At 56.5% G+C, this 19,876-nt stretch carries 15 protein-coding genes and 6 tRNA genes; 8 read left to right on the forward strand and 13 right to left on the reverse strand.

All coding sequences use genetic code 11. From position 1 onward, the window contains the following. Positions 1 to 51 precede the first annotated feature (51 nt). The 5 genes from KGP16_RS18665 to gltX form a co-directional block, all read right to left on the reverse strand. Positions 52 to 357 (reverse strand): type II toxin-antitoxin system RelE/ParE family toxin, encoded by a 306-nt coding sequence (locus tag KGP16_RS18665; RefSeq protein ID WP_223500180.1) that lies wholly within the window; start codon positions 355 to 357, stop codon positions 52 to 54. Between the two features lie 44 nt (positions 358 to 401). Further along, a complete protein-coding gene (locus KGP16_RS18670) occupies positions 402 to 629 on the reverse strand; it encodes a type II toxin-antitoxin system Phd/YefM family antitoxin (protein WP_021178663.1) in 228 nt (75 codons plus the stop codon). Between the two features lie 133 nt (positions 630 to 762). Next, positions 763 to 838: transfer RNA gene (locus KGP16_RS18675), tRNA-Ala, on the reverse strand. Positions 839 to 900: 62 nt separating this feature from the next. Continuing rightward, a tRNA-Ala gene (locus KGP16_RS18680) sits at positions 901 to 976 on the reverse strand. 220 nt (positions 977 to 1,196) lie between these two features. Beyond that, positions 1,197 to 2,612, reverse strand: a complete 1,416-nt coding sequence (gene gltX, locus KGP16_RS18685) for a glutamate--tRNA ligase (RefSeq protein ID WP_059201432.1) — start codon at positions 2,610 to 2,612, stop codon at positions 1,197 to 1,199. Between the two features lie 283 nt (positions 2,613 to 2,895). On the opposite strand from gltX, the gene KGP16_RS18690 reads away from it, so the two are divergent. The 4 genes from KGP16_RS18690 (at position 2,896) to KGP16_RS18705 (ending at position 3,303) form a co-directional block, all read left to right on the forward strand. Further along, positions 2,896 to 2,971: transfer RNA gene (locus KGP16_RS18690), tRNA-Val, on the forward strand. Positions 2,972 to 3,004: 33 nt separating this feature from the next. Next, positions 3,005 to 3,080, forward strand: a tRNA-Val gene (locus KGP16_RS18695). A gap of 38 nt (positions 3,081 to 3,118) precedes the next feature. Further along, positions 3,119 to 3,194 (forward strand) — tRNA-Val (locus KGP16_RS18700). 33 nt (positions 3,195 to 3,227) lie between these two features. Continuing rightward, positions 3,228 to 3,303 (forward strand) — tRNA-Lys (locus KGP16_RS18705). Positions 3,304 to 3,739: 436 nt separating this feature from the next. Here KGP16_RS18705 and dhbA read toward each other — a convergent pair. Genes dhbA through KGP16_RS18725 form a run of 4 tightly spaced genes read right to left on the reverse strand, consistent with a single transcriptional unit; the run spans position 3,740 to position 8,203 of the window. Then, entirely contained in the window at positions 3,740 to 4,498 is a 759-nt protein-coding gene (gene dhbA / locus KGP16_RS18710; protein WP_021807038.1) for a 2,3-dihydro-2,3-dihydroxybenzoate dehydrogenase, read from the reverse strand. Then, positions 4,498 to 5,352, reverse strand: coding sequence for an isochorismatase (locus tag KGP16_RS18715; protein ID WP_021807039.1), 855 nt, complete (start codon positions 5,350 to 5,352; stop codon positions 4,498 to 4,500). Before KGP16_RS18715 ends, dhbA begins: the two co-directional genes overlap by 1 nt. A 3-nt stretch (positions 5,353 to 5,355) precedes the next feature. Further along, positions 5,356 to 6,984: a (2,3-dihydroxybenzoyl)adenylate synthase gene (locus tag KGP16_RS18720; RefSeq protein ID WP_223500182.1), complete on the reverse strand. Its 1,629-nt coding sequence runs from the start codon at positions 6,982 to 6,984 to the stop codon at positions 5,356 to 5,358. Between the two features lie 10 nt (positions 6,985 to 6,994). Beyond that, positions 6,995 to 8,203, reverse strand: coding sequence for an isochorismate synthase (locus tag KGP16_RS18725; protein WP_179247703.1), 1,209 nt, complete (start codon positions 8,201 to 8,203; stop codon positions 6,995 to 6,997). A gap of 194 nt (positions 8,204 to 8,397) precedes the next feature. On the opposite strand from KGP16_RS18725, the gene fepB reads away from it, so the two are divergent. Then, the gene (fepB, locus tag KGP16_RS18730; RefSeq protein WP_223500184.1) at positions 8,398 to 9,357 is read left to right on the forward strand and encodes a Fe2+-enterobactin ABC transporter substrate-binding protein; all 960 of its coding nucleotides are present in this window, start codon (positions 8,398 to 8,400) and stop codon (positions 9,355 to 9,357) included. Here the strand turns inward: fepB and entS are convergent. Continuing rightward, a complete protein-coding gene (entS, locus tag KGP16_RS18735) occupies positions 9,344 to 10,612 on the reverse strand; it encodes an enterobactin transporter EntS (RefSeq protein WP_094982034.1) in 1,269 nt (422 codons plus the stop codon). The two genes, fepB and entS, sit on opposite strands and share 14 nt — an antisense overlap. Before the next feature lie 160 nt (positions 10,613 to 10,772). On the opposite strand from entS, the gene fepD reads away from it, so the two are divergent. Genes fepD through KGP16_RS18750 form a run of 3 tightly spaced genes read left to right on the forward strand, consistent with a single transcriptional unit; the run spans position 10,773 to position 13,670 of the window. Further along, the gene (gene fepD / locus KGP16_RS18740) at positions 10,773 to 11,846 is read left to right on the forward strand and encodes a Fe(3+)-siderophore ABC transporter permease (RefSeq protein WP_037376375.1); all 1,074 of its coding nucleotides are present in this window, start codon (positions 10,773 to 10,775) and stop codon (positions 11,844 to 11,846) included. A gap of 1 nt (position 11,847) precedes the next feature. Continuing rightward, positions 11,848 to 12,873: an iron-enterobactin ABC transporter permease gene (gene fepG, locus KGP16_RS18745; RefSeq protein WP_223500186.1), complete on the forward strand. Its 1,026-nt coding sequence runs from the start codon at positions 11,848 to 11,850 to the stop codon at positions 12,871 to 12,873. Then, positions 12,870 to 13,670 (forward strand): ATP-binding cassette domain-containing protein, encoded by an 801-nt coding sequence (locus KGP16_RS18750; protein ID WP_021807045.1) that lies wholly within the window; start codon positions 12,870 to 12,872, stop codon positions 13,668 to 13,670. The genes fepG and KGP16_RS18750 overlap by 4 nt, the downstream gene beginning before the upstream one ends. 143 nt (positions 13,671 to 13,813) lie before the next feature. Here KGP16_RS18750 and KGP16_RS18755 read toward each other — a convergent pair whose 3' ends face one another. From KGP16_RS18755 to KGP16_RS18765, 3 genes are all read right to left on the reverse strand, one after another. After that, positions 13,814 to 15,235: an FKBP-type peptidyl-prolyl cis-trans isomerase N-terminal domain-containing protein gene (locus tag KGP16_RS18755; protein WP_021807046.1), complete on the reverse strand. Its 1,422-nt coding sequence runs from the start codon at positions 15,233 to 15,235 to the stop codon at positions 13,814 to 13,816. Continuing rightward, a complete protein-coding gene (locus KGP16_RS18760) occupies positions 15,232 to 15,663 on the reverse strand; it encodes a hypothetical protein (protein ID WP_218519067.1) in 432 nt (143 codons plus the stop codon). The genes KGP16_RS18755 and KGP16_RS18760 overlap by 4 nt, the downstream gene beginning before the upstream one ends. 251 nt (positions 15,664 to 15,914) lie before the next feature. Beyond that, positions 15,915 to 19,862 carry an enterobactin synthase subunit F gene (locus tag KGP16_RS18765; protein ID WP_223500187.1) on the reverse strand — a complete coding sequence of 1,316 codons (3,948 nt, stop codon included), beginning with the start codon at positions 19,860 to 19,862 and terminating at the stop codon, positions 15,915 to 15,917. Positions 19,863 to 19,876: the final 14 nt, after the last annotated feature.

The following is a 19,876-nucleotide window of genomic DNA, read 5'->3' on the forward strand; positions in this document are numbered from 1 at the left end:
TCTATTTTTTGAGGAGGACATAGTTATTGCTGGCATGACGCTCAGAAAATCTTACTGCCATTCAAGTATGCGGTTGAAAAGTAAGCTTGCAATGTCTTGCTTTTGGGACAACATCGCGTGGACGTAAATCCGCGTATCCTCTTTGCCAAACGTGGTGCTATAGAGAACTCGGTATCCGTCAGCTGTATTACATTCCCGGTATTTAGCGCACCCAAGAGCTAGCAATTCATCACAGACAGGACTTCCTTCAGGAAAAACACCGGTTTTCTCTTCAAACTCAACCAATGCTCTTTTTATAGCCGGTTTCGGGTCAATCTGGTGAGAGCGCAAAAAATACGCGATGGTTTGCATCGTCATTTTCGCGGTCCCTGAATAAATGAAAGTTACCGCTTTCGCAGTCATCAGAGTGAATCCAAGATTTGTTCACGGGAGAAGGTTCGCCCTAGCTCAATATCTTTCTCAGACAGCGTCATAAGCTTGAGCAAAGCAATACTTTCATCCCTGCGCATACGATCTCCGTAGGACTCGATAACATAAGCAGGAAGACCGTTTTGCGTCACAATCAAAGGTTCCGACAGATCGAGCTTGGCGGCATTTTGTTTCAGATAGCTGATAGTTTCTGTTTTCATAATGTCTCCAGCAGTAAATTATTGCCAGTAAAAGACCAAATATAGTCTATATAAAAACTGATAACAACAATTCAGTCCAGAGGTAAAGCCTTAGAATGCAAAAAGCCGACCCTTGGGTCGGCTTTTCAAATGGTGGTGGAGCTAGACGGGATCGAACCGTCGACCTCTTGCATGCCATGCAAGCGCTCTCCCAGCTGAGCTATAGCCCCACAAAAGTGGTACGCGTTAACCGTGCGTTACGGTATTCCCCAACCTTCCTGAGATAAAAGGTTGGTGGAGCTAGACGGGATCGAACCGTCGACCTCTTGCATGCCATGCAAGCGCTCTCCCAGCTGAGCTATAGCCCCAATCCACAATCACGAAATCCTGTGAACGGGGCGCATGATATGAAACCCCAGAAACCCTGTCAACGGCTAAATTGAATTCCTCGATCAAGCGCTGAAAAAGCCGCCAAATCAGCGCGTTTAATGCTAAAAAACCGCCGCTTTGGGTACAAAATAAACCGGCAAGAAAAAAGCCCCGCGAATCGCTTCGCAGGGCTTTGTCGGTTTAGCGGGCAACTAACGGTCAGGCTTGCGCTTCGCGCTCGGCAATATAAGCCAACGCCTGATCAATACGCTTGAGGGAGCGAGCCTGGCCGATAGCATGTACGGTAACGTCCATGCCCGGTGACTGGCCAGCGCCAGTGACCGCGACGCGCAGTGGCATCCCTACTTTGCCCATACCCACGCCCAGTTCGTCTGCAGTGCCCTGAATGGCGTCGTGCACGTTCTCTGGCGTCCAGTTGGTAATAGCGGCCAATTTGGCGCGTACGGCTTCCAGCGGTTGGCGTGCGACCGGACGCAGGTGTTTCTTCGCCGCATCGGCGTCAAACTCGCTGAAGTCCTGGTAGAAGTAATGGCAAGACTCCGCCATCTCCTTGAGGGTTTTACAACGCTCGCCCAGCAGTTTGACCAGATCTTTCAATTCTGGACCGTTGCGGGTTTCAATCCCCTGCTGCTCAACATGCCATGCCAGATAGACCGCCACTTCTTCCGCTGGCATATGGTTAATGTAGTGATGGTTCAACCACTGCAGTTTTTCGGTGTTGAAGGCGCTGGCGGATTTGTTGATCGCATCCAGAGTGAAGAACTCTTTCATCTCATCAATAGAGAAGATTTCCTGATCGCCATGGGACCAGCCCAGACGCACCAGATAGTTCAACAACGCCTGCGGCAGGTAGCCGTCATCACGGTATTGCATCACGCCAACGGCACCGTGGCGTTTAGACAGCTTTTTGCCGTCATCACCCAGGATCATCGACACGTGAGCATATTCCGGCACCGGTGCCCCCAGCGCTTTCAGGATGTTGATCTGGCGCGGCGTGTTGTTGATATGGTCTTCACCACGGATCACGTGGGTGATTTCCATATCCCAGTCATCGATCACTACGCAGAAGTTATAGGTTGGCGCACCGTCGGTACGGCGAATGATCAGATCGTCCAGCTCCTGGTTGCTGAATTCGATCGGACCACGGATTTTATCGTCGAAGATGACCGAACCTTCCTGCGGGTTACGAAAACGCACTACGTGTGGCTCATCGGCAGTGTGGCTGCACTGGCTATCGCGGCAATGGCCGTCATAGCGTGGCTTCTCGCCGTTTTCCATTTGCTTCTCGCGCAGCGCTTCCAGGCGTTCTTTCGAGCAATAGCACTTATAGGCCGTTCCCTGTTGCAGCATGTCATCAATCACCGCGTTGTAGCGATCGAAACGCTTGGTCTGGAAGTACGGGCCTTCATCCCAATCCAGGTTTAACCAGTTCATGCCATCCATAATTGCGTCGATAGCTTCCTGGGTTGAACGTTCGAGATCGGTATCTTCGATACGCAATACAAACTCACCGCCGAAATGGCGGCTGAACAACCAGGAATAGAGCGCAGTACGGGCGCCGCCGACGTGCAGATAGCCGGTCGGGCTTGGGGCGAAACGGGTTTTGATTTTCATTGGGTTCACTGCCTTATTACGCAACGCGTGTCAGCGGAGTGCCGACGATTGCTCGGAATGTAAAATAGTGGACGACATTCTACCACTCCATGCTAATTCCTCAACGCCGACGCGCTATCGGCCACTACGCTTTGCGGCCCACTACGCAGGATACTGTGCAAAGAATCGTCCTGGTCGGCGATAAATATCGCATCCTGTCTAAATTTGCGGCGAACGATTGAAATCATTTTAAAAACCGTTGACTCACTTTCAACTATCCCTATAATGCGACTCCAACAAGACGGGGTGATTAGCTCAGTTGGTAGAGCATCTCCTTTACACGGAGGGGGTCGGCGGTTCGAGCCCGTCATCACCCACCATCTTGTTAACGCAGTAAAAAATGAGAACAATGAGGGTGATTAGCTCAGTTGGTAGAGCATCTCCTTTACACGGAGGGGGTCGGCGGTTCGAGCCCGTCATCACCCACCATCATTCTCTCATTGAGTAGTATCTGGAAGTCCTGAAGTGGGTGATTAGCTCAGTTGGTAGAGCATCTCCTTTACACGGAGGGGGTCGGCGGTTCGAGCCCGTCATCACCCACCATTTCAGCTTTAGAAAGCAGAAAACCACATTCGTGGGTCGTTAGCTCAGTTGGTAGAGCAGTTGACTTTTAATCAATTGGTCGCAGGTTCGAATCCTGCACGACCCACCACCATTTAGAAAAAGGCGCCTTTAGGCGCCTTTTTCGCATATGTGCTCCCCACAACAGTGCCATCTCCTTCACCACATACGCAAAGAAGGGTCGTGTGGGTGAGAACCTGCGTTCAGGTTCGAGTCTCGCTTGCGAGACAACGGCGGCGGCCGGTCATCCTGCACGACCCACCGTACAGGTGCCAAATGCTCGCCCCCTGCTACTCTTTTGACCTACCTGGCAACCGCCCCCTTAGCCCACGGTGATGTCCCCTCACCCTAACCCTCTCCCCAAGGAGAGGGAACAGTCCGTGCTACCAGTAATATCGCCTTCAACCTGACTATCGGCGAACGCAAACAGCCAGTCTTCCTGCAAAACTAACCTCCCCAAAAACAAAAAAGGGAGCCGAATAATCAGCCCCCTTCTTCAAATCAACCGCTCAACCCACAACCCAAACTCAAGCCGCCAACGTCGCCCCACCATCGATCACAATATCCTGCATCGTGATATGGCTAGCCCGGTCAGACGCCAGAAACAGGATCGCATCGGCAATTTCCTGCGGCTGGGCAATCTTGCCCAACGGGATCCCCAACTTAAACTGGTCGGGGAAACCCTTGATCATATTGCTTTCTCCGTGTTCATCCTGCCACATCCCGCGCAGCATCGGGGTATTGGTCGAACCGGGGGAAACCAGGTTACTGCGTACACCATAAGGCGCCATTTCCAACCCCACGGTTTGGCACAGGCTGCGCATAGCGGCCTTGGAGGCGCAGTAGGCCGCCATGCCAACACGTGGCACATGGGCCGCGTTAGAGGCAATGCTCACGATGGCCCCCTGCTTCTGACGGCGGAACACCGGCAAGGTATGACGGAACAGGTTAAAGGCACCACCGGCGTTCACCGCCATGCAGGCCAGCCAGTCCGCATTGCTGGTTTCATCGGTCAGCCCCATGCGCAGAACGCCAGCCCCATTGACCAACACGTCCAACCGCTCATGTTCCGCCAATAAACGCTGACAAACGCTCTCTACCGCATCGGCATCAGTGATATCCAGTACCTCGGTGCGGAACGGGTAGTCCAGATCGCCAAAATGCAGATCGAAGCCGATAACCTCGGCCCCACTCTGTGCAAACGCCAATGCGGTTTGATAACCAATCCCCGCCCCGGCACCGGTCACCCAAACGCGTTTACCACTAAATTCCTGTTCTCTACCCATCAGGATTTCCTCTCGGAAAGCAACGCCCACCAGCTATCGATCGTCGGTGATTTGGCCAGCGCGATAAAATCGATATCTTCACGAATTTTACGCCAGCGGGTTGCCAACTCCATGATACGCACCGAGTCCAGACCGTAATCGATCAAGTTTTCATCATTGCCGATGTCTTCGCTATCTTCATCGAGCAATGGGATAATTTGCTGGCGCAACGCATCGATGCTGGCAATACCAGGGAGCAGATCGGCGGTAGTCACCACCCGACCACAGCGCCCGGCGGTGTAACGCAGGGCCATCAGGTGTTCCTCACGGGAGAAGTCCGCCAGACCGTCGGCCACCATAAACGGCTTGATGTTACGCATAAAGGCGTCGATAGCCGTGGTCATACAGCCAATATGCGCGTAGACGCCGCAGATAATCAGCTGATCGCGCCCACTTTCTTGCAGGATCTCTTGCAGCGGCGAGCGGTGGAACGCGCTGTAACGCCACTTCACCAACACCGTGTCGTCAGCATCCGGCGCCAATTCGCTGACCACCGCCTGCTGCTCTGGGTGCTTGTTCAGCCCCGGCCCCCACATATCATTCAACAAAGCACGGTCTTCATCACTTTGCTGGTTAGGCTGCGCGGTATAAAACACCGGGATACCCTGCTGCTTGCAGTAGCGGCGCAGAGCGGCGATGTTCTCGACCACCTGTTTGATCAGCGGGCTATCTTCACCCCAGAAATTGAGGAAATATTGCTGCATGTCGTGGATCAGCAGTGCTGCGCGCTGTGGCTCGAAGGCCCAGTTAACCTTGTTAACCGGCAGTTCGCTCGGCGTTGGCAACGCATAATCGTTAAGTTTAGGGATCGCCATGACTTATTCTCCTTTGGCCTGAGCCAGTTGTTGCGCTTCCAGGCGTTCACGCAGCAGTTTTTTATCGACTTTACCGACCGGGGTTAACGGTAGTGACTCCACCTGAATAAAGCGGTCGGGCAATTTAAATTCGGCCACGCCCTGCTCACGCAGATGGCGGCGCAGTACCACGGGTTTGACGGCCTCGAGCGCGATGACAAAGGCGCAGCTTTTTTCACCCATCAGCTCGTCCGGCATCGACACCAGCGCGGCGTTAATCACCGCCGGGTGGCGCAGCAGCAGGTTTTCAATTTCTTCTGCAGCAATCTTTTCACCACCGCGGTTGATTTGGTCTTTCTGCCGCCCTTGTACCTGCACATAGCCGTCCGCCGTCAGGCTGATCAGATCGCCGGAACAGTAGAAACCGTTCTCGTCAAAGGCTTCGGCATTATGCTCAGGGCTTTGGTAATAGCCGCGGAAGGTGTATGGCCCACGCGTCATCAAACGACCCGTTTCCCCTACCGGCAGCGGATTACCTTGTTCATCTGCCACCCACAGCTCGTCGTCCGGACACATTGGCGTGCCTTGGGTGGTGAGAATGTGTTGGTCGTCGTCATCCAGCAATGTGTAGTTCACCAGCCCTTCAGCCATGCCAAACACCTGCTGCAACTGGCAGCCGATCTCATTGCGTATGCGGGCCGCCAGGGTTTCCCCCAATTTGGCTCCGCCGACCTGCAGCAGCGCCAGGCTGGCTAACGGCTGATTGCTGCCCCACTCTTCGATCGCCTGCAACCACAGGGTAACCGCAGGCGGCACCAACGCGGTGACCGTGATCTGATGCTGTTCGATCAGTTTGAAACATTGGGCAGCCGCAGGATCGCTGGCAAATACCACCAGCCCGGCACCGTAAAACACCCCCAACACGCCCGGAGAACTCATTGGATAGTTGTGGGCCACCGGCAACGCACACAGATAGCGGGTAGCACTGTCAAAACGGCAAATCTCTACGCTGCGGCGAATGCTGTAGTAATAATCGTTATGGGTGCGCGGGATCAGCTTCGGCGTACCGGTGCTGCCACCGGAAAGCTGGAAAAACGCCACCCGATCGGCGGCCGTTGGCGTCGGTTCAAAAGCACCTGGATCCTCTTCCAGCCAAGCAGCCAACGCCTGTTCACCTTCGGCCTGATTACGCAGCCCAACCACCCGTAGCGAAGGATGCTGTTCTCTGAACGTATCCAGGAACTGCTCCTGCGCGAACAGGGCATGTTCGCGATCGGCAATCAGCAGCGCAGGCTTGATTTGACTGGCATAGGCGTTCAGTTCGCTACGTTGATGGCTGAAAAGGGCATTCACCGGCACCACGCCGATTTTCAACAGGGCAAAGAACACCACATAGAATTCAACCACGTTGCCTAGTTGAACCAACGCAGTATCACCGGATTGTAGCCCGCGCCGTAACAGGGCGGCGGCTAGACGATCGGAAAGCTGTTCCAGTTGGCGATAGCTTAAGCTGCGTTGCGGGTCGATCATGGCAATAGCGTCGTTATCTGCCTGACGGGCCAAGATGTCGGTCAACGGTCGATCGATCCAATAGCCGCGTTCGCGGTAACGGCGCGCGAACTCTTCAGGCCAGGGGGTAAAAGCAATAGTCATGGGGGACTCTCTATCCTTGATTAAGGCCAAACGCACGCAGAATGGTGCTGAGTTTGGTACCAGTTTCGTGCCATTCGGACTGCGGGGAAGAGTCCTGCACGATGCCCGCACCGGCAAACAGGCGTACCTGATTACCCTTCACGGTGCCGCAACGGATGGTGACGACCCACTCTCCGTTGCCCTCGGCGTCACACCAGCCGACGATGCCACCAAACAGCTGCCGGTCAAACGGCTCAAGCTGTTCGATGAGATCGCGAGCTGCCAGCGTTGGGGTACCGCATAATGCCGGCGTAGGGTGCAACAGGCAGGCCAGCGACAGGGCATTCTCTGCCCGGTCGGCCACTTCACCGTCGATTGGCGTCGAAAGATGCCACAGCGTGGTGGTACTGAGCAGTTCAGGGGTTGCGGGAATATGCAAATGACTGCAACGCCCAGCCAAGACCTGGCGCATGCCTTCGGTCACGATCTGGTGTTCATAGCGGTCTTTACCCGAAACCAACAGTTGTTCGCTGACGGCCCGATCCCGCAGCGGATCGCTTTCGCGCCGAGCCGAACCCGCCAGCGGGTTGGAATGGAACTGGTCGCCAAATTTACGCAGCAGCAGCTCCGGGCTGGCTCCCACCAATGCCCCCTCTGCCAGCGGCACGTGGAAATGGAAGCCGTGCGGATTCTGGGCAATGATGCGCGCCATCAGCGCTGCGTGGTCTACCGGCTTGCTGGTTTCAATGTCCAACAGGCGGGCGAGCACAACCTTATCCAATCGATCACCGCTAGTTGCCTGTACGGCATCGCTAACCATCTGCATAAACTGCGGCTGCGCTGGCAACTCGGTTTGGCGGACAATCTCAGGGATCGGTCCAGCAGCAGGCGCCAAGCTGGTCAGCAGGGTTTCACGATCGAACCATTGCGTCTGTTGCGGGATAAACAGTGACGAGGGTTGACGAGTATCGAAAGGGATTGCGCCGCACAGCAGCGGATCCTTGATGCCTGCCTTGCGGGCCTGCGCAAATGTCTGCTGTATCGCCTGCTGGAATTGGCCCTGCAGGTCATCGCCATCAACCGCTGGCAAGGTGATGCGGGCAAAGCATCCCTGGGTGCTCAGACTGCGAAAAGGCGAGGTAAAAAAGAAACCTGAAGTCGGGGATATTGTGGCGGCCTGTGCCAGATCTACACCCTGTTGCAGGTCCTTTTGCGCAGCGCCCTTAACGGCTACGTCCATAGGTACTTCCTCTTGTTTCATTAACAATAACCAATATAATAATGATTATCATTTGTATTGCATCCGCGATAAAGTACCTGCCAGAACTGACCATGTCAATAAACGTAACCTCTTCTGCTAACCCACATTAAGGGGTAAACTTGGTGGTTTATGACCAATGAATGATAATCATTCGGATTAAAAGGATCTCACCGATGTCAATCCCCCTGCGGCTCAGCCTGGCGCTGTTTGGCCTGCTGGCGTTGAGCGTTGCCCAAGCCGAGACTCAAGCCTGGCCGCGCAGTATCGAAACCTCACACGGCATTATCACCCTTAAACAACCTCCACAGCGCATCGTCTCCACCAGCGTGACGGTCACCGGTACGCTGTTGGCGATCGACGCTCCGGTGATCGCCAGCGGAGCCACCAGCCCAAACAACCGGCTATCGGATCGGCAGGGCTTTTTCCACCAGTGGGGAGAGATTGCGGCCAAACGTGGAGTGAAGCGGTTATATATTGGTGAACCCAACGCCGAGGCAATCGCCGGTGAGGCACCTGACCTGATTGTGATGTCCGCTACCGGGGCCGATTCTGCGGTGCGCCTGTACGATCAGCTGTCGGCCATCGCTCCGGTGCTGGTGGTGAACTACGACGATAAAAGCTGGCAGGAACTGGCCAACATCCTCGGCGTAGCGACCGGCCATGAAGCACAAGCGGAGAAGATCGTCAGCGAGTTTGATCGCCGTGAGAAAACGCTGAAACAGCAGATGACATTGCCACCACAGCCCATAACGGCACTGGTATTTCGCAGCGATGGCAAGAATGCCAACCTGTGGACCGCAGACTCATCCCAAGGGCAACTGCTGCAACAGCTAGGCTTTACCCTGGCCACTTTGCCACCAAAACTCAACGCCAGCACCAGCCAAGGGGCGCGTAAAGATATCGTCCAACTTGGCGGTGAAAACCTGGCAGAAGGCTTGAATGGGCAAACGCTGCTGTTATTCGCCAACGATGAAAGTGATGCACAGCGGCTGATGAGCAACAGTTTCCTGGCTCATCTGCCAGCGGTGGAGAATAAGCGGGTTTACCCATTGGGGAACGACACCTTCCGCCTGGATTATTACAGCGCCAGCAACTTGCTGACGCGTCTGGAAAAGCTGTTTATTTCTCCGTAGCCGCAACGGCGGGTTGGAGTTTATCGCTCTGCCCGCCCATGCTCACGTTGCGCAAACCACGCATGGCAAACGCCAGCACCACGGCCAGCAACGCCGCACCAAAACCGAAGCTGGTAGAGCTCATCGCTGGCAGCATAAATGCCCCCATCGCGCCGAGCAGCAAGGCACCAAGCGCATCCCCTACAACGTTCTGCGCGGTCCACAGGCCGTTAATCCGGCCCAGAAACGCGTCCGGCGTCAGGTTCTGTATCAGGCCATATTGCAGCAGCGAGTTCAGCGCGCTGAGGTAGCCAAACACCACCAGGCACAACAGCGCCATACCGTACCAAGGCATCAGGCCAAACAGCCCCACGGCCACGAAAGCCGCTATCGCCGTTATCAACATCATCCAGCCCGGCCGCGCCACCTGAGCCACCCGGCCACTGGTAAATGCGCCAATCGCCGCCCCTAATGGCACCGCCGCATACATGATCCCCAGGCTCTGGGTAGTGACCTGCCACATACCGGAGATGGCCGGATATAACACGCGCACCGCGCTGGCCATGGTCATCAACGCACCAATCAGCGCCACCATGCCAATCACCTTGTTCTGGAACAGGAAGGTGAAGCCGCCGATCAGCGCCCGCAACGGATGTTCACGCGGCTGCGGTGGTGGTGGCAACTGAGGCAATTTTAATAGCGGGATCAAAGTGATCAGCGTCCCCAAGGCCGCCAGCGCATAGTTCCAGCTGATACCTGCCCCAGCGATCACCAACCCGCCGATAGCGGGAGACAGGATCGACCCAAAGCGTACGGTCAGCATGCTGATGGCCCCGGCCTGCACGATATTCTCACGGCCAACGATCGCCGGTGTCGCCGCCAGCAACGCCGTCACGCCTACCGCACCAAAAAATCCGTCCCATACCGCTAGCAGATAAATCGCCGTTAGCGAAGGTGCAGGCAGCGCAGCATTGAGGCACAACCCCAGAAAGCCCACACCGCAGGTTGAGCGCGCAAACAGGATCAACCGACGGCGTTCATAGCGATCGGCCAGCACCCCGCCCATCAGCAAACCGGCAAACATTCCGCCGCCCGCCAGGGTCACCGCAAGCCCAACCAACAGAGTTGACCCAGTCAGCGCCTGGATCTGCACCGGAATGGCGATCGCCATCAGGCCCAATGCCAGGATCGAAATAAAACGGGCGCAGAATACGGCACGAAAAGCGGGGTTGGTCCTAAGCAGGCTAAAATCGAGCAAAATAGAGGGTTTATTCATTTTGTTATCACCACAACTTATATCCTTGATCTTCCACAAACAACGACACGATATTCGAGAGGCTCAGCGCTAGTGCTGGTCAGGCTGCCATGCTACCATAGATAAATACAATCAATAATGATAATAGATATCATTGATATTCAGTTAATAATGGGCTGTCATGTTCCGGCTTACACCTAATTGCTCTCCTCCGCTTCCTGACCGCAGGGGCACTCTGTTTATGGGGTTATCCCGCTCCTTCTGGCTGCGCCTGTTTGGCCTGCTGTGCGCCTTTGTCGTGCTGTTGCTGGTGATGATGCTCAGCCTGTCGCTGGGGGCTAAATCCATTCCTTTCACTAACGTCGTTGCCGCGCTGAATGGCCAATGCAGCGGCGCAGACTGCGTCATCATTACCGAAGCACGCCTGCCACGCACGCTGATCGGCGTGTTGGCTGGCATCGCACTTGGGCTGGCTGGCGCGCTGATGCAAACCCTCACCCGCAACCCGCTGGCAGACCCTGGTATCTTGGGGGTTAACTCCGGAGCCGGTTTCGCCGTGGTGTTGGGCATTACCTTCTTTGGTGCGACCGACGTCAGCCAATATCTGTGGTTCGCCTTTGCCGGTGCGCTGTTTGCCTCGCTGTTGGTGGCGCTGGTAGGCGCAATGGGCGGCAGCCGCGTTAATCCTGTACGCCTGACGCTAGCCGGGGTGGCGCTGGCCGCCGTGTTGGAAGGGATGACCACCGGCATCGCTCTGCTCAATCCTTTGGTGTTCGATCAGCTGCGTTTTTGGCAAGCTGGCACACTGGACATTCAGAATATGGCGGTAGTGCGCAGCGTCGCATTGCCAATCCTGCTGGGCACGTTGATCACTCTGTGGCTTAGCAAGGCGTTGAACAGCTTAAGTATGGGGAGTGAGCTTGCAGCGGCGCTCGGCACCGGAATTATTCGCACCCAACTGCTTGGCCTGTTAGCTATTACGCTGCTGTGTGGCGGAGCTACCGCCGCCGTTGGTCCTATCGCCTTTGTCGGGCTGATGATGCCCCACATTGCCCGGCGGCTGGCAGGGTCAGAACTCAACTGGATGCTGCCCTGGACGCTGGTTTTAACGCCGATCCTGCTACTGAGCGCTGATTTACTGGGCCGCTTTCTGGTCGCGGGGGAACTGCGGGTCTCCATCGTACTTTCCCTGATCGGCGCGCCGATGTTGATTATGTTGGTGCGCCAGCGCCGTATGTTCCGGCGGGGAGGATAAGATGAGCCTGTTGGTTTCCCGCCAGATCCTCGCCAAAAAACCGTTTCGGCTGGCGCGTCCTTTGGCAACTGCCCTGCTGTTGTTATTCGCCTGCCTTGCGCTGGCGGTTTATGCCCTCGGTTCTGGTACCTTGCAACTCAGCGCGGCGCAGGTGATCGACGCGCTACGTGGCGAAGGTCCGACCAATCTTGCGGTGATCGTCACCCAGTGGCGTTTGCCACGTGTGGCCATGGCTTTACTGTTGGGGGCAGCGCTCGGCCTCAGCGGTGCGATTTTCCAGTCACTATTGCGTAACCCGCTCGGCAGCCCTGACGTGATTGGTTTCAATACGGGAGCCTATAGCGGCGTGCTGGTCGCCATCGTGCTGTTTAACAGCAGCGTTATCGGCATTACCTCTGGGGCGTTGGCCGGTGGCCTGCTTACCGCCGGGGTGGTTTATCTGTTGGCCTGGAGCAACGGGGTAGAAACCTTCCGCCTGATTATTGTCGGGATTGCCGTTCGCGCCCTGCTGCTGGCCGCCAATACCTGGATGATCATCAGCGCCTCGTTGGAAGCGTCTATGACCGCCGGGCTATGGTATGCCGGATCCCTCAACGGCATCACCTGGGCGAAAAGCCTGCCGGTGCTGGCGGTACTGCTGCTGGCGTTACTGGTATTGATGACGTTGACAAGACGTATGCGGCTGCTGGAAATGGGAGATGACACCGCCTGCGCGCTCGGCGTTGGGGTTGAACGCTCCAGGCTGTTATTGTTGCTGGTCGGCGTGATACTAACCGCTGCCGCCACCGCCGTGGCCGGGCCGATTTCCTTTATTGCTCTGGTCGCCCCGCAAATTGCCCGCCGCCTGTGCGCCAACCAGCATGTCTTGCTGCTCACCGCGCTGACCGGTGCCCTATTATTGCTGGCGGCCGATGTGGCAGCGCAGCGCCTGTTTATGCCTTATCAGTTGCCGGTCGGCGTGTTGACCGTCAGCATCGGTGGCATCTATCTGATTTGGTTACTAATCCGTGAGTCACGAAAAAAATGAATGCTGAAACCCCGTTAACCGCACCATTGCGTGCCGAAAACCTGACGCTGAGCTACGACAAGAAAATCGTCGCACGCGATCTTTCAGTGTCTATTCCTCACGGCGAACTGACGGTCATTATCGGGCCAAACGCCTGCGGTAAATCCACGCTGCTGCGCACCCTCAGCCGCCTGATGCAACCCCAGGCGGGCTCAGTATGGCTAAATGGCCGACAAATCCGCGAATATCCCACCAAAGAAGTCGCACGCCAACTGGGCCTGTTACCGCAAAGCTCAATTGCCCCAGGCGATATCACGGTGTTCGATCTGGTTGCCCGTGGCCGCTACCCTCATCAGAGCCTGTTCAGCCGCTGGCGCGACGAAGATCAGCAGGCAGTGGAACAGGCCATGCGCTCAACCGGCGTGGCGCAGTTGGCCGATCAACCCGTCGACACCCTTTCCGGTGGCCAACGCCAGCGGGTGTGGATCGCCATGGTGTTGGCCCAGCAAACGCCGCTGCTGCTGCTGGATGAACCGACCACCTGGCTGGACATCACTCACCAAATCGATCTGCTGGAACTGCTGCGCCAGTTGAATCGGGTGAATCATTACACGCTGGTGGTGGTGCTGCACGATCTCAATCATGCCTGCCGCTATGCCACCCATCTGATCGCCATGCGCGACGGCAAAGTGGTGGCCGAGGGGGCACCAAAAGACATTGTGACGCCGGAATTGATCGAGGAAGTTTACGGGCTGAAGTGCGTGATCATCGACGATCCGGTTTCGCATACGCCGCTGGTGGTGCCATTGGGGAAATAGCGGCCAGCAAACCCACAATGAAAAATCAGGCCACCGGCTGATAGCCGATGGCTCTACTGAGACTTCATCACCGTGAGCTGTTACTAACTATGGCCGTGCAAGGTTGAAAAACCGTTACTCAGGTAGCCACAGCCGTGCTCCATTTACTTGGCAGGTGCGACATCCAATACCGTTACGTTATAGACCATGGTCGATCCCGGCAGGATATCAGGGGGCAGACCTTTATCGCCGTAAGCCAAGCTTGGCGGGACGACCATCGTGATACTGCCGTGATTTTGCAGCTTCGAGATCGCCGTTCTGAATATCGGTGGATAGCTGCTCAGTAACTGGGTGACCGAGGTGCCTGCCGCCTGCATATCCTTGACGACTTTACCGTTAATCAGGCTCTCTTTTACCGCCACGCTGACCATGTTGTTCGCGCCAATAGTTCCTTTACCGACCTTATCGATCCGGTAAAAGTAACCTAAAGCTTCTTTCTTCACCTGTTTTTGTTTGGCGAACTGCTCAATGTAAGCTGCCCCTGCCTTTTCGGTGTCCAACTTTTGCTGCTGTGCATTACGTTGCACCAACTTTTCGCTGGCATCCAAGGCCTTGTCGATCTGCTCCGGTTGCAGCTTGAGCTTGCCCGCGAAGGTATCTTGCACCCCCGCCAGCGCCAGACGGCTATCCACTTCAACTCCCTGAGCCGCTCGCTGTTTGAGCAAGGCCAACATGTCTTCTGCCAGGGAACTGCCGATGGCATAATCACGGATCTCACGCTCTGACTTCGGCTCGATGATTTCTCGTGGCTGCGTAGCCAGCTGTTGCTGCAGCCGGCTGTTTTCCGCCTGTTGCTGTTCGTTGGCTACTTTCAGCATCGTCAGTTGGTTGTGCAGGCTTTCGTCCAGCGCAAGCTGCAAGATGGGTTTAGCTTCAGTCTTCGCCGTTAACTCGGCCAACGCCTTTTTCGCTTGCTCGGCCTGTTGACGGCTATCGTTCAACTCTGCCTGCAACGCCTTGTTTTCCTCGCTATTATCGGTGTGTGCTTTGGCCAGGGCAGCCAACTGTTTCTGCAACGCCGAACTCTGTTGGCGGCTTTGGTCCAGCGCCTGCTGTAGCCTACCGTTTTCGTTGGAGTTCTCACCTTTAGCCGTCGCCGCAGCCACCATATCCTGCTGCATCTGCTCCGTCGCCTGCAAATTCTCCTGCAGGGTCTTTTTCAACTGGCTAATCTCGGCGCGAGCATCCGCATCCTGCTGTGCTGCCTGACGCAGCTGCTGCAGCTCTTGGTCCCGTTGGGCAAGGGCAGCATTTAGCTGTTTGATTTGTGCTTGCAGGGGCGCTGACTCGCGGGTCTTGGTATTGGTGGAAGGTTTACTCACTTTCCTTTCTGCGGGAGGGCTGATCTCATTGAGTTGAGAAGGGCTCAACAGCAACAACGCCGGAGCCTCGCTCTCTTGGCTGGTGATCGCTTCCAAGGCATTGATGGTGCTGGCCCTGTCATCCTTGAGTTGCTCTGCACCCAATGCGCAGCCCACCGGCAACGTCAGGCTCAAGGCCAAACCATACTTTAACCCCAACTTCATTTCACGCTCTCCATTTTGCGGATCAGTCCGTTAAGCAAGTCCTGCCCGATCTGTGTGCACAACTGATTGGTTTTATATTTATACAGTGCGTCTACCGTATTTTTGGTCAATGCGTTCACATCACCGCGTACCCCGCTGTAAAACGAGACGTTGGCTAGCAGACTGTCAAAATTAGCCTTCCTGACGGCATAGGTCCGAGGACTAACGGTTTGCAACGCGGCAAGATCGCTCTGACACCTGCTTATAGGCGTCGGTTCTTGCGGGGATGGCGGGGTTTCAACGACAACAGGCGTAGGCTCCGCAGTCGGTGTGACAGACGAGGTGACCGGGCGTTCATTCGCGCAGCCAGCCATCAGCAGGACATTGCTGATGATCAGACAGGCAAGCAGTGGCTGCCGGTATCCACGGGTTTTCTGTAGCTGTTTCAAATTTTATTCCTTCCTGACTGGATAATGTCCGTCACCGCTGCCCGTGCGCACGCGGATCGCCTCCATTGACGGGCAATATTGCTATTGCCCGGTTGGGATGATAAGACAGGTCATACTTGGTGGCAACAGCAACAGGGCAAGTGCCGCGTTAGATCTCCTGCCACTTATCGCAGACACCCCACCAGGAAATGTTTTTTCAACGAGGACGGCTCACCGTCGTTTTTAACCTGCAGTTTGCACCACGCTTACAGTTACAGTGCCCGCAACACCCGGTTCAACAAGGGACCTAGCACCTTGAACGAAGCCGGTGAAACGATATCCACATGCGCACAATCCAGCTCAAACACCTGCAACGCATCGACATATTCCGCCCAAGTCTGCTGCACATCCATGCCTGGTTGCAAGGTGCGCTTGGCCACAAACAACGTCGCTTGCCCCTGGAAATGCGCCGTATGGGTGTGTGACAACAGCCTGACCGAATCCGCATAGTTGGCTTCGATATTGTCAAACATCGCGACCCGCGCCTCTCCCAACGCAGGATCGAGCGTATCTTCTGATACCGCCAGGAACTGCTCGCGCTCGCGCTGTACCTCTTTGAGCACGTTGTCGTCCAGCATCACGTCCCAGTTCTGGGTTTCTGGCGGATAGGTATCCAGCAAGCCAAGGAAAGCCACCTCCTCCCCACGCGCCTGCAAACGCGCTGCGATACCTTGAGCCAACGTTCCCCCCAAGGAGTAACCGATAAAGTGATACGGGCCGTGTGGCTGTACCTGTAATACCGTGGCCAGATGCGCATCGCAGACCTGATCCATATCCTCACCCAGCGCCAATGGGCCATCCGGGCGTGGAGACTGAATGCCTACCAGCGACCAATGCTGATCGATATAACGCGGTAGCACGCTGAACTGCCAGGAGAAACCGGAAGCCGGGTGCAGGCAGAATAGCGTTGGGCCTTCGGTAACGCGCAGCGGCAACACGCTGTCAAAACCGCATTGATCGGCCTCTTCCTGCGTACGTTCTTCTGCCAATAGCTGAGCCAGTTGCTCTACTTTCGAAGCGACCATCACCTGACCAACCGACACCGCTTTACCCAGATCGCGCCGCAACTCGGCGGCCAGGCGCATGGCCAGCAATGAATGCCCGCCCAAGGCAAAGAAATCATCATCCGCAAATACCTGCTCGCGCTGAAGCAAACGAGCGAAAACGGCAGCAATCTCGCTTTCCAACCCGGGTTCCGGCTCGCGCCCGGCCTTTCCAGCCCCTGTTTGCGGCTGTGGCAAGGCTTTGCGATCGAGCTTGCCGTTGGCACTAAGCGGCAACTCGGCCATTTCGACCAGGGCGATCGGCACCATATGCGGCGGCAAGCGATCGGCTAGCGCGGCACGTAGGGCTTCGCTATCCAGATGCACGCCGGGTTGCGGGACCAGGTAGCCCACCAGTTGCCGGGCATCGCCTCCCATCGCATCAACGACCGTGCCCTCCAATACCAAGGCATGAGCCACCGCCTGACTCACGCCCGGCAATGACAGCAGGGCGTGGTCGATCTCACTGAGTTCAATCCGCTGGCCGCGAATTTTCAGCTGATCGTCGCTGCGGCCCAGATATTCTACCGCGCCGTCTGGCAGCCAGCGGGCGACGTCACCGGTGCGATACATCCGGCCACCGTTGCCCTGCGGATCGGCGACGAAGCGGCTGGCGGTCAGATCCGGCCTGGCCAGATAACCATGAGCCAGCTGCACGCCGGTCAGATATAGATCGCCAGCTACACCCGGTGGCACTGGGCGTAAGCGAGCGTCGAGAATACGTAAACCGGTATTCCACACCGGCAGCCCGATAGGGACATTAGCACCGGTGACAGCAGCAAGGGCGTCACCATAGGCCGGATGCCAGGTCACATCCACCGCCGCCTCGGTAGGGCCGTAGAGGTTATGCAACGGCACCTGAGTGCGGCTCTGCCACAGGCGGCACAGTTCTGCAGGTAACGCTTCTCCGCTGCAGAACACCTGACGCAGTGGCTGGCAATGGGCGATGGCGGTTGTGCTGTCCAAGGCACCAACGAATGCCGCCAGCATCGAAGGAACAAAGTGCAGGGTAGTGACTTTATGCCGATCGATTAGCGTTTGCAGTTGCTGAGGGTCGCGGTGCGCCTCCGGCGGAGCCATCACTAGCTGCGCGCCCACCATCAATGGCCAGAAGAATTCCCACACCGAGACGTCAAAGCTGCACGGCGTTTTTTGCAGCACCACATCATCTGCTGCCAGCGGGTACTGGTGCTGCATCCACAATAAACGGTTAACGATGGCCTGATGCCCAACCAGCACGCCCTTTGGCCGCCCGGTTGAGCCGGATGTAAAGATGATATAAGCCGAATGATGCGGCGTCGGGCCTTGGATCACGCTCGGTGCAGCAGCGTTGGCTACCAGTGGCGCATCGTATAACAGCACTTCCCCCTGCCCCACAAAACGCGCCTGTTGGGAAGCATCGGTGATAATCAGGCGTGGGGCCGCGTCTTCCAGCATCATGCTGAGGCGCTCATCTGGATAGCCGGTATCCAGTGGTAAATAGGCCGCTCCCGCCTCCACTATCGCCATTAACGCCAGCGACAGGAAGACCGAACGCGGCAATGCCACCGCCACGATGTCGCCCGGCTGCACACCCTGAGCCACCAAACGCTGGGCCAAGGCGATCACCTGTTCGCGAGTTTCGCGGTAGTTGAACCGGTGGTGCTCATCTGCCAGCGCCGGGGCATTCGGGGTCTTTTTCGCCTGCTCGGCCAGCAGACCGCTGAGGGTCTGGGCTGCCACCGGATAAGCGGTGTCGTTCACCTTGGCCAGCAGCGCATGATCTTTTTCACTCAGCAAATCGGCTTCGCTCACCGGCAATGTCGGTTGTGCCGCAAACTGCCGCAGCAGCAGCGGCAAGCGCTGTAAGTGCTCCGTCAATTCGGCCAACTGATAACGCTCGGCATTGGCTAATAGCTCAATCTTCAGCGTGCCCGCCTCATCGATAAACAAGGCGATTTCCAGATCTCGCACCGGGCCAGAGGCCAGGTCGTGGGTGATCCCTTTGATACCGGCAAAATCGAGCTGGTAGTCGAACATCTTGAAGTTGAAGACGGTGCCATACAGCGGCTGGCTGTCGCCAATACGCCCCAGATCGCGCTGTACCTGTTCAGCATCATAGCGCTGATGGCGGCGGGCAAACTTCAGTTCACGGCTGATTTGTGCTGCGATATCGGCCAGCGTTGCCTGCGGCGCGACGTGCATCTCCACCGGCAATACGTTAATCACCGGCCCGGTGGCACAAAGCGCAGCCGAGCCCATGCGGCGCATAAAAATAAACCCGGCGCTGTAGCGGGTTTGACCTGTCAGACGAGCCACCCACACGGCCACCAGCGCCATCGCCATATCGGCTGCGCTGAGCTGCTGTTGCTGGCCCAGACTGACCAGTGGCGCAAGATCCTGCGCGGCACAGCGCTGTGCCAAGCGGTGAATACGCGTCGAAGGTGCCTGCCCGGCCAACGGTTGCGGGCATAGGGTAGCTGGCGGGGGCAACTGCCGTGCCTTGTTCAACCAAAAATCGGCATCGCGCTGATAACCTGGGGATTGCTGGTATTGCTGATATTCCGCCACCACATCGCTAAAAGGCGTGAACGGCGTCGGCTCCGGCTGCTCGTGCTGATATAGGCGGGTATAAATATTGGCGATACGGCGAGCGATAGCGGTAAAGCTGAAGCCATCGACCACCAGATGATGGTAACGCTGATACCAGAACCAGCGATCGTCGGCCAGACGCATCAGGATATGGCGATACAGCGGTTTGCCGCTGCTCACCCGTAATTCGGCACCAAGGTCGATCTGCATCAGCGCGTGGGCCGCCGCCTCTGCATCCGCCGAGTCGCTTAAATCAACCCATTCCGGCGCAGCCAACGGCATCGTGGCGTCGTAATACTGCATCGGCACACCGTCACGCTCGACGAAACGCAGCCTTAAGGTGTCCACTTCGGCCAGTCCCAGTGAGATCGCCTGTAACAGGTGCTCTTTATCCAGCGGGCCGTTCAGTTCGATATAATGGGCGACCGCATAGGCATTGCCGTACGGTGAAATTTGATCGGCAACCCAAATACCGGGCTGCGCCGCCACCAATGGCAACTCAACGGTAACCTGTTGCCCGGTGGGTAAAATAGAGGTTTCTGACACGACGTTCGCTCCTG

It is taken from the genome of Serratia sp. JSRIV006, assembly GCF_019968685.1.
GTDB classification, from domain to species: domain Bacteria; phylum Pseudomonadota; class Gammaproteobacteria; order Enterobacterales; family Enterobacteriaceae; genus Chania; species Chania fonticola_B.

Excerpts from the sequence above, each read along its gene's own strand:
- KGP16_RS18665 (WP_223500180.1), bottom strand. The coding sequence starts at position 357 with ATGACGATGCAAACCATCGCGTATTTTTTGCGCTCTCACCAGATTGAC.
- KGP16_RS18670 (WP_021178663.1), bottom strand. The coding sequence starts at position 629 with ATGAAAACAGAAACTATCAGCTATCTGAAACAAAATGCCGCCAAGCTC.
- gltX (WP_059201432.1), bottom strand. The coding sequence starts at position 2,612 with ATGAAAATCAAAACCCGTTTCGCCCCAAGCCCGACCGGCTATCTGCAC.
- dhbA (WP_021807038.1), bottom strand. The coding sequence starts at position 4,498 with ATGGGTAGAGAACAGGAATTTAGTGGTAAACGCGTTTGGGTGACCGGT.
- KGP16_RS18715 (WP_021807039.1), bottom strand. The coding sequence starts at position 5,352 with ATGGCGATCCCTAAACTTAACGATTATGCGTTGCCAACGCCGAGCGAA.
- KGP16_RS18720 (WP_223500182.1), bottom strand. The coding sequence starts at position 6,984 with ATGACTATTGCTTTTACCCCCTGGCCTGAAGAGTTCGCGCGCCGTTAC.
- KGP16_RS18725 (WP_179247703.1), bottom strand. The coding sequence starts at position 8,203 with ATGGACGTAGCCGTTAAGGGCGCTGCGCAAAAGGACCTGCAACAGGGT.
- fepB (WP_223500184.1), top strand. The coding sequence starts at position 8,398 with ATGTCAATCCCCCTGCGGCTCAGCCTGGCGCTGTTTGGCCTGCTGGCG.
- entS (WP_094982034.1), bottom strand. The coding sequence starts at position 10,612 with ATGAATAAACCCTCTATTTTGCTCGATTTTAGCCTGCTTAGGACCAAC.
- fepD (WP_037376375.1), top strand. The coding sequence starts at position 10,773 with ATGTTCCGGCTTACACCTAATTGCTCTCCTCCGCTTCCTGACCGCAGG.
- fepG (WP_223500186.1), top strand. The coding sequence starts at position 11,848 with ATGAGCCTGTTGGTTTCCCGCCAGATCCTCGCCAAAAAACCGTTTCGG.
- KGP16_RS18750 (WP_021807045.1), top strand. The coding sequence starts at position 12,870 with ATGAATGCTGAAACCCCGTTAACCGCACCATTGCGTGCCGAAAACCTG.
- KGP16_RS18755 (WP_021807046.1), bottom strand. The coding sequence starts at position 15,235 with ATGAAGTTGGGGTTAAAGTATGGTTTGGCCTTGAGCCTGACGTTGCCG.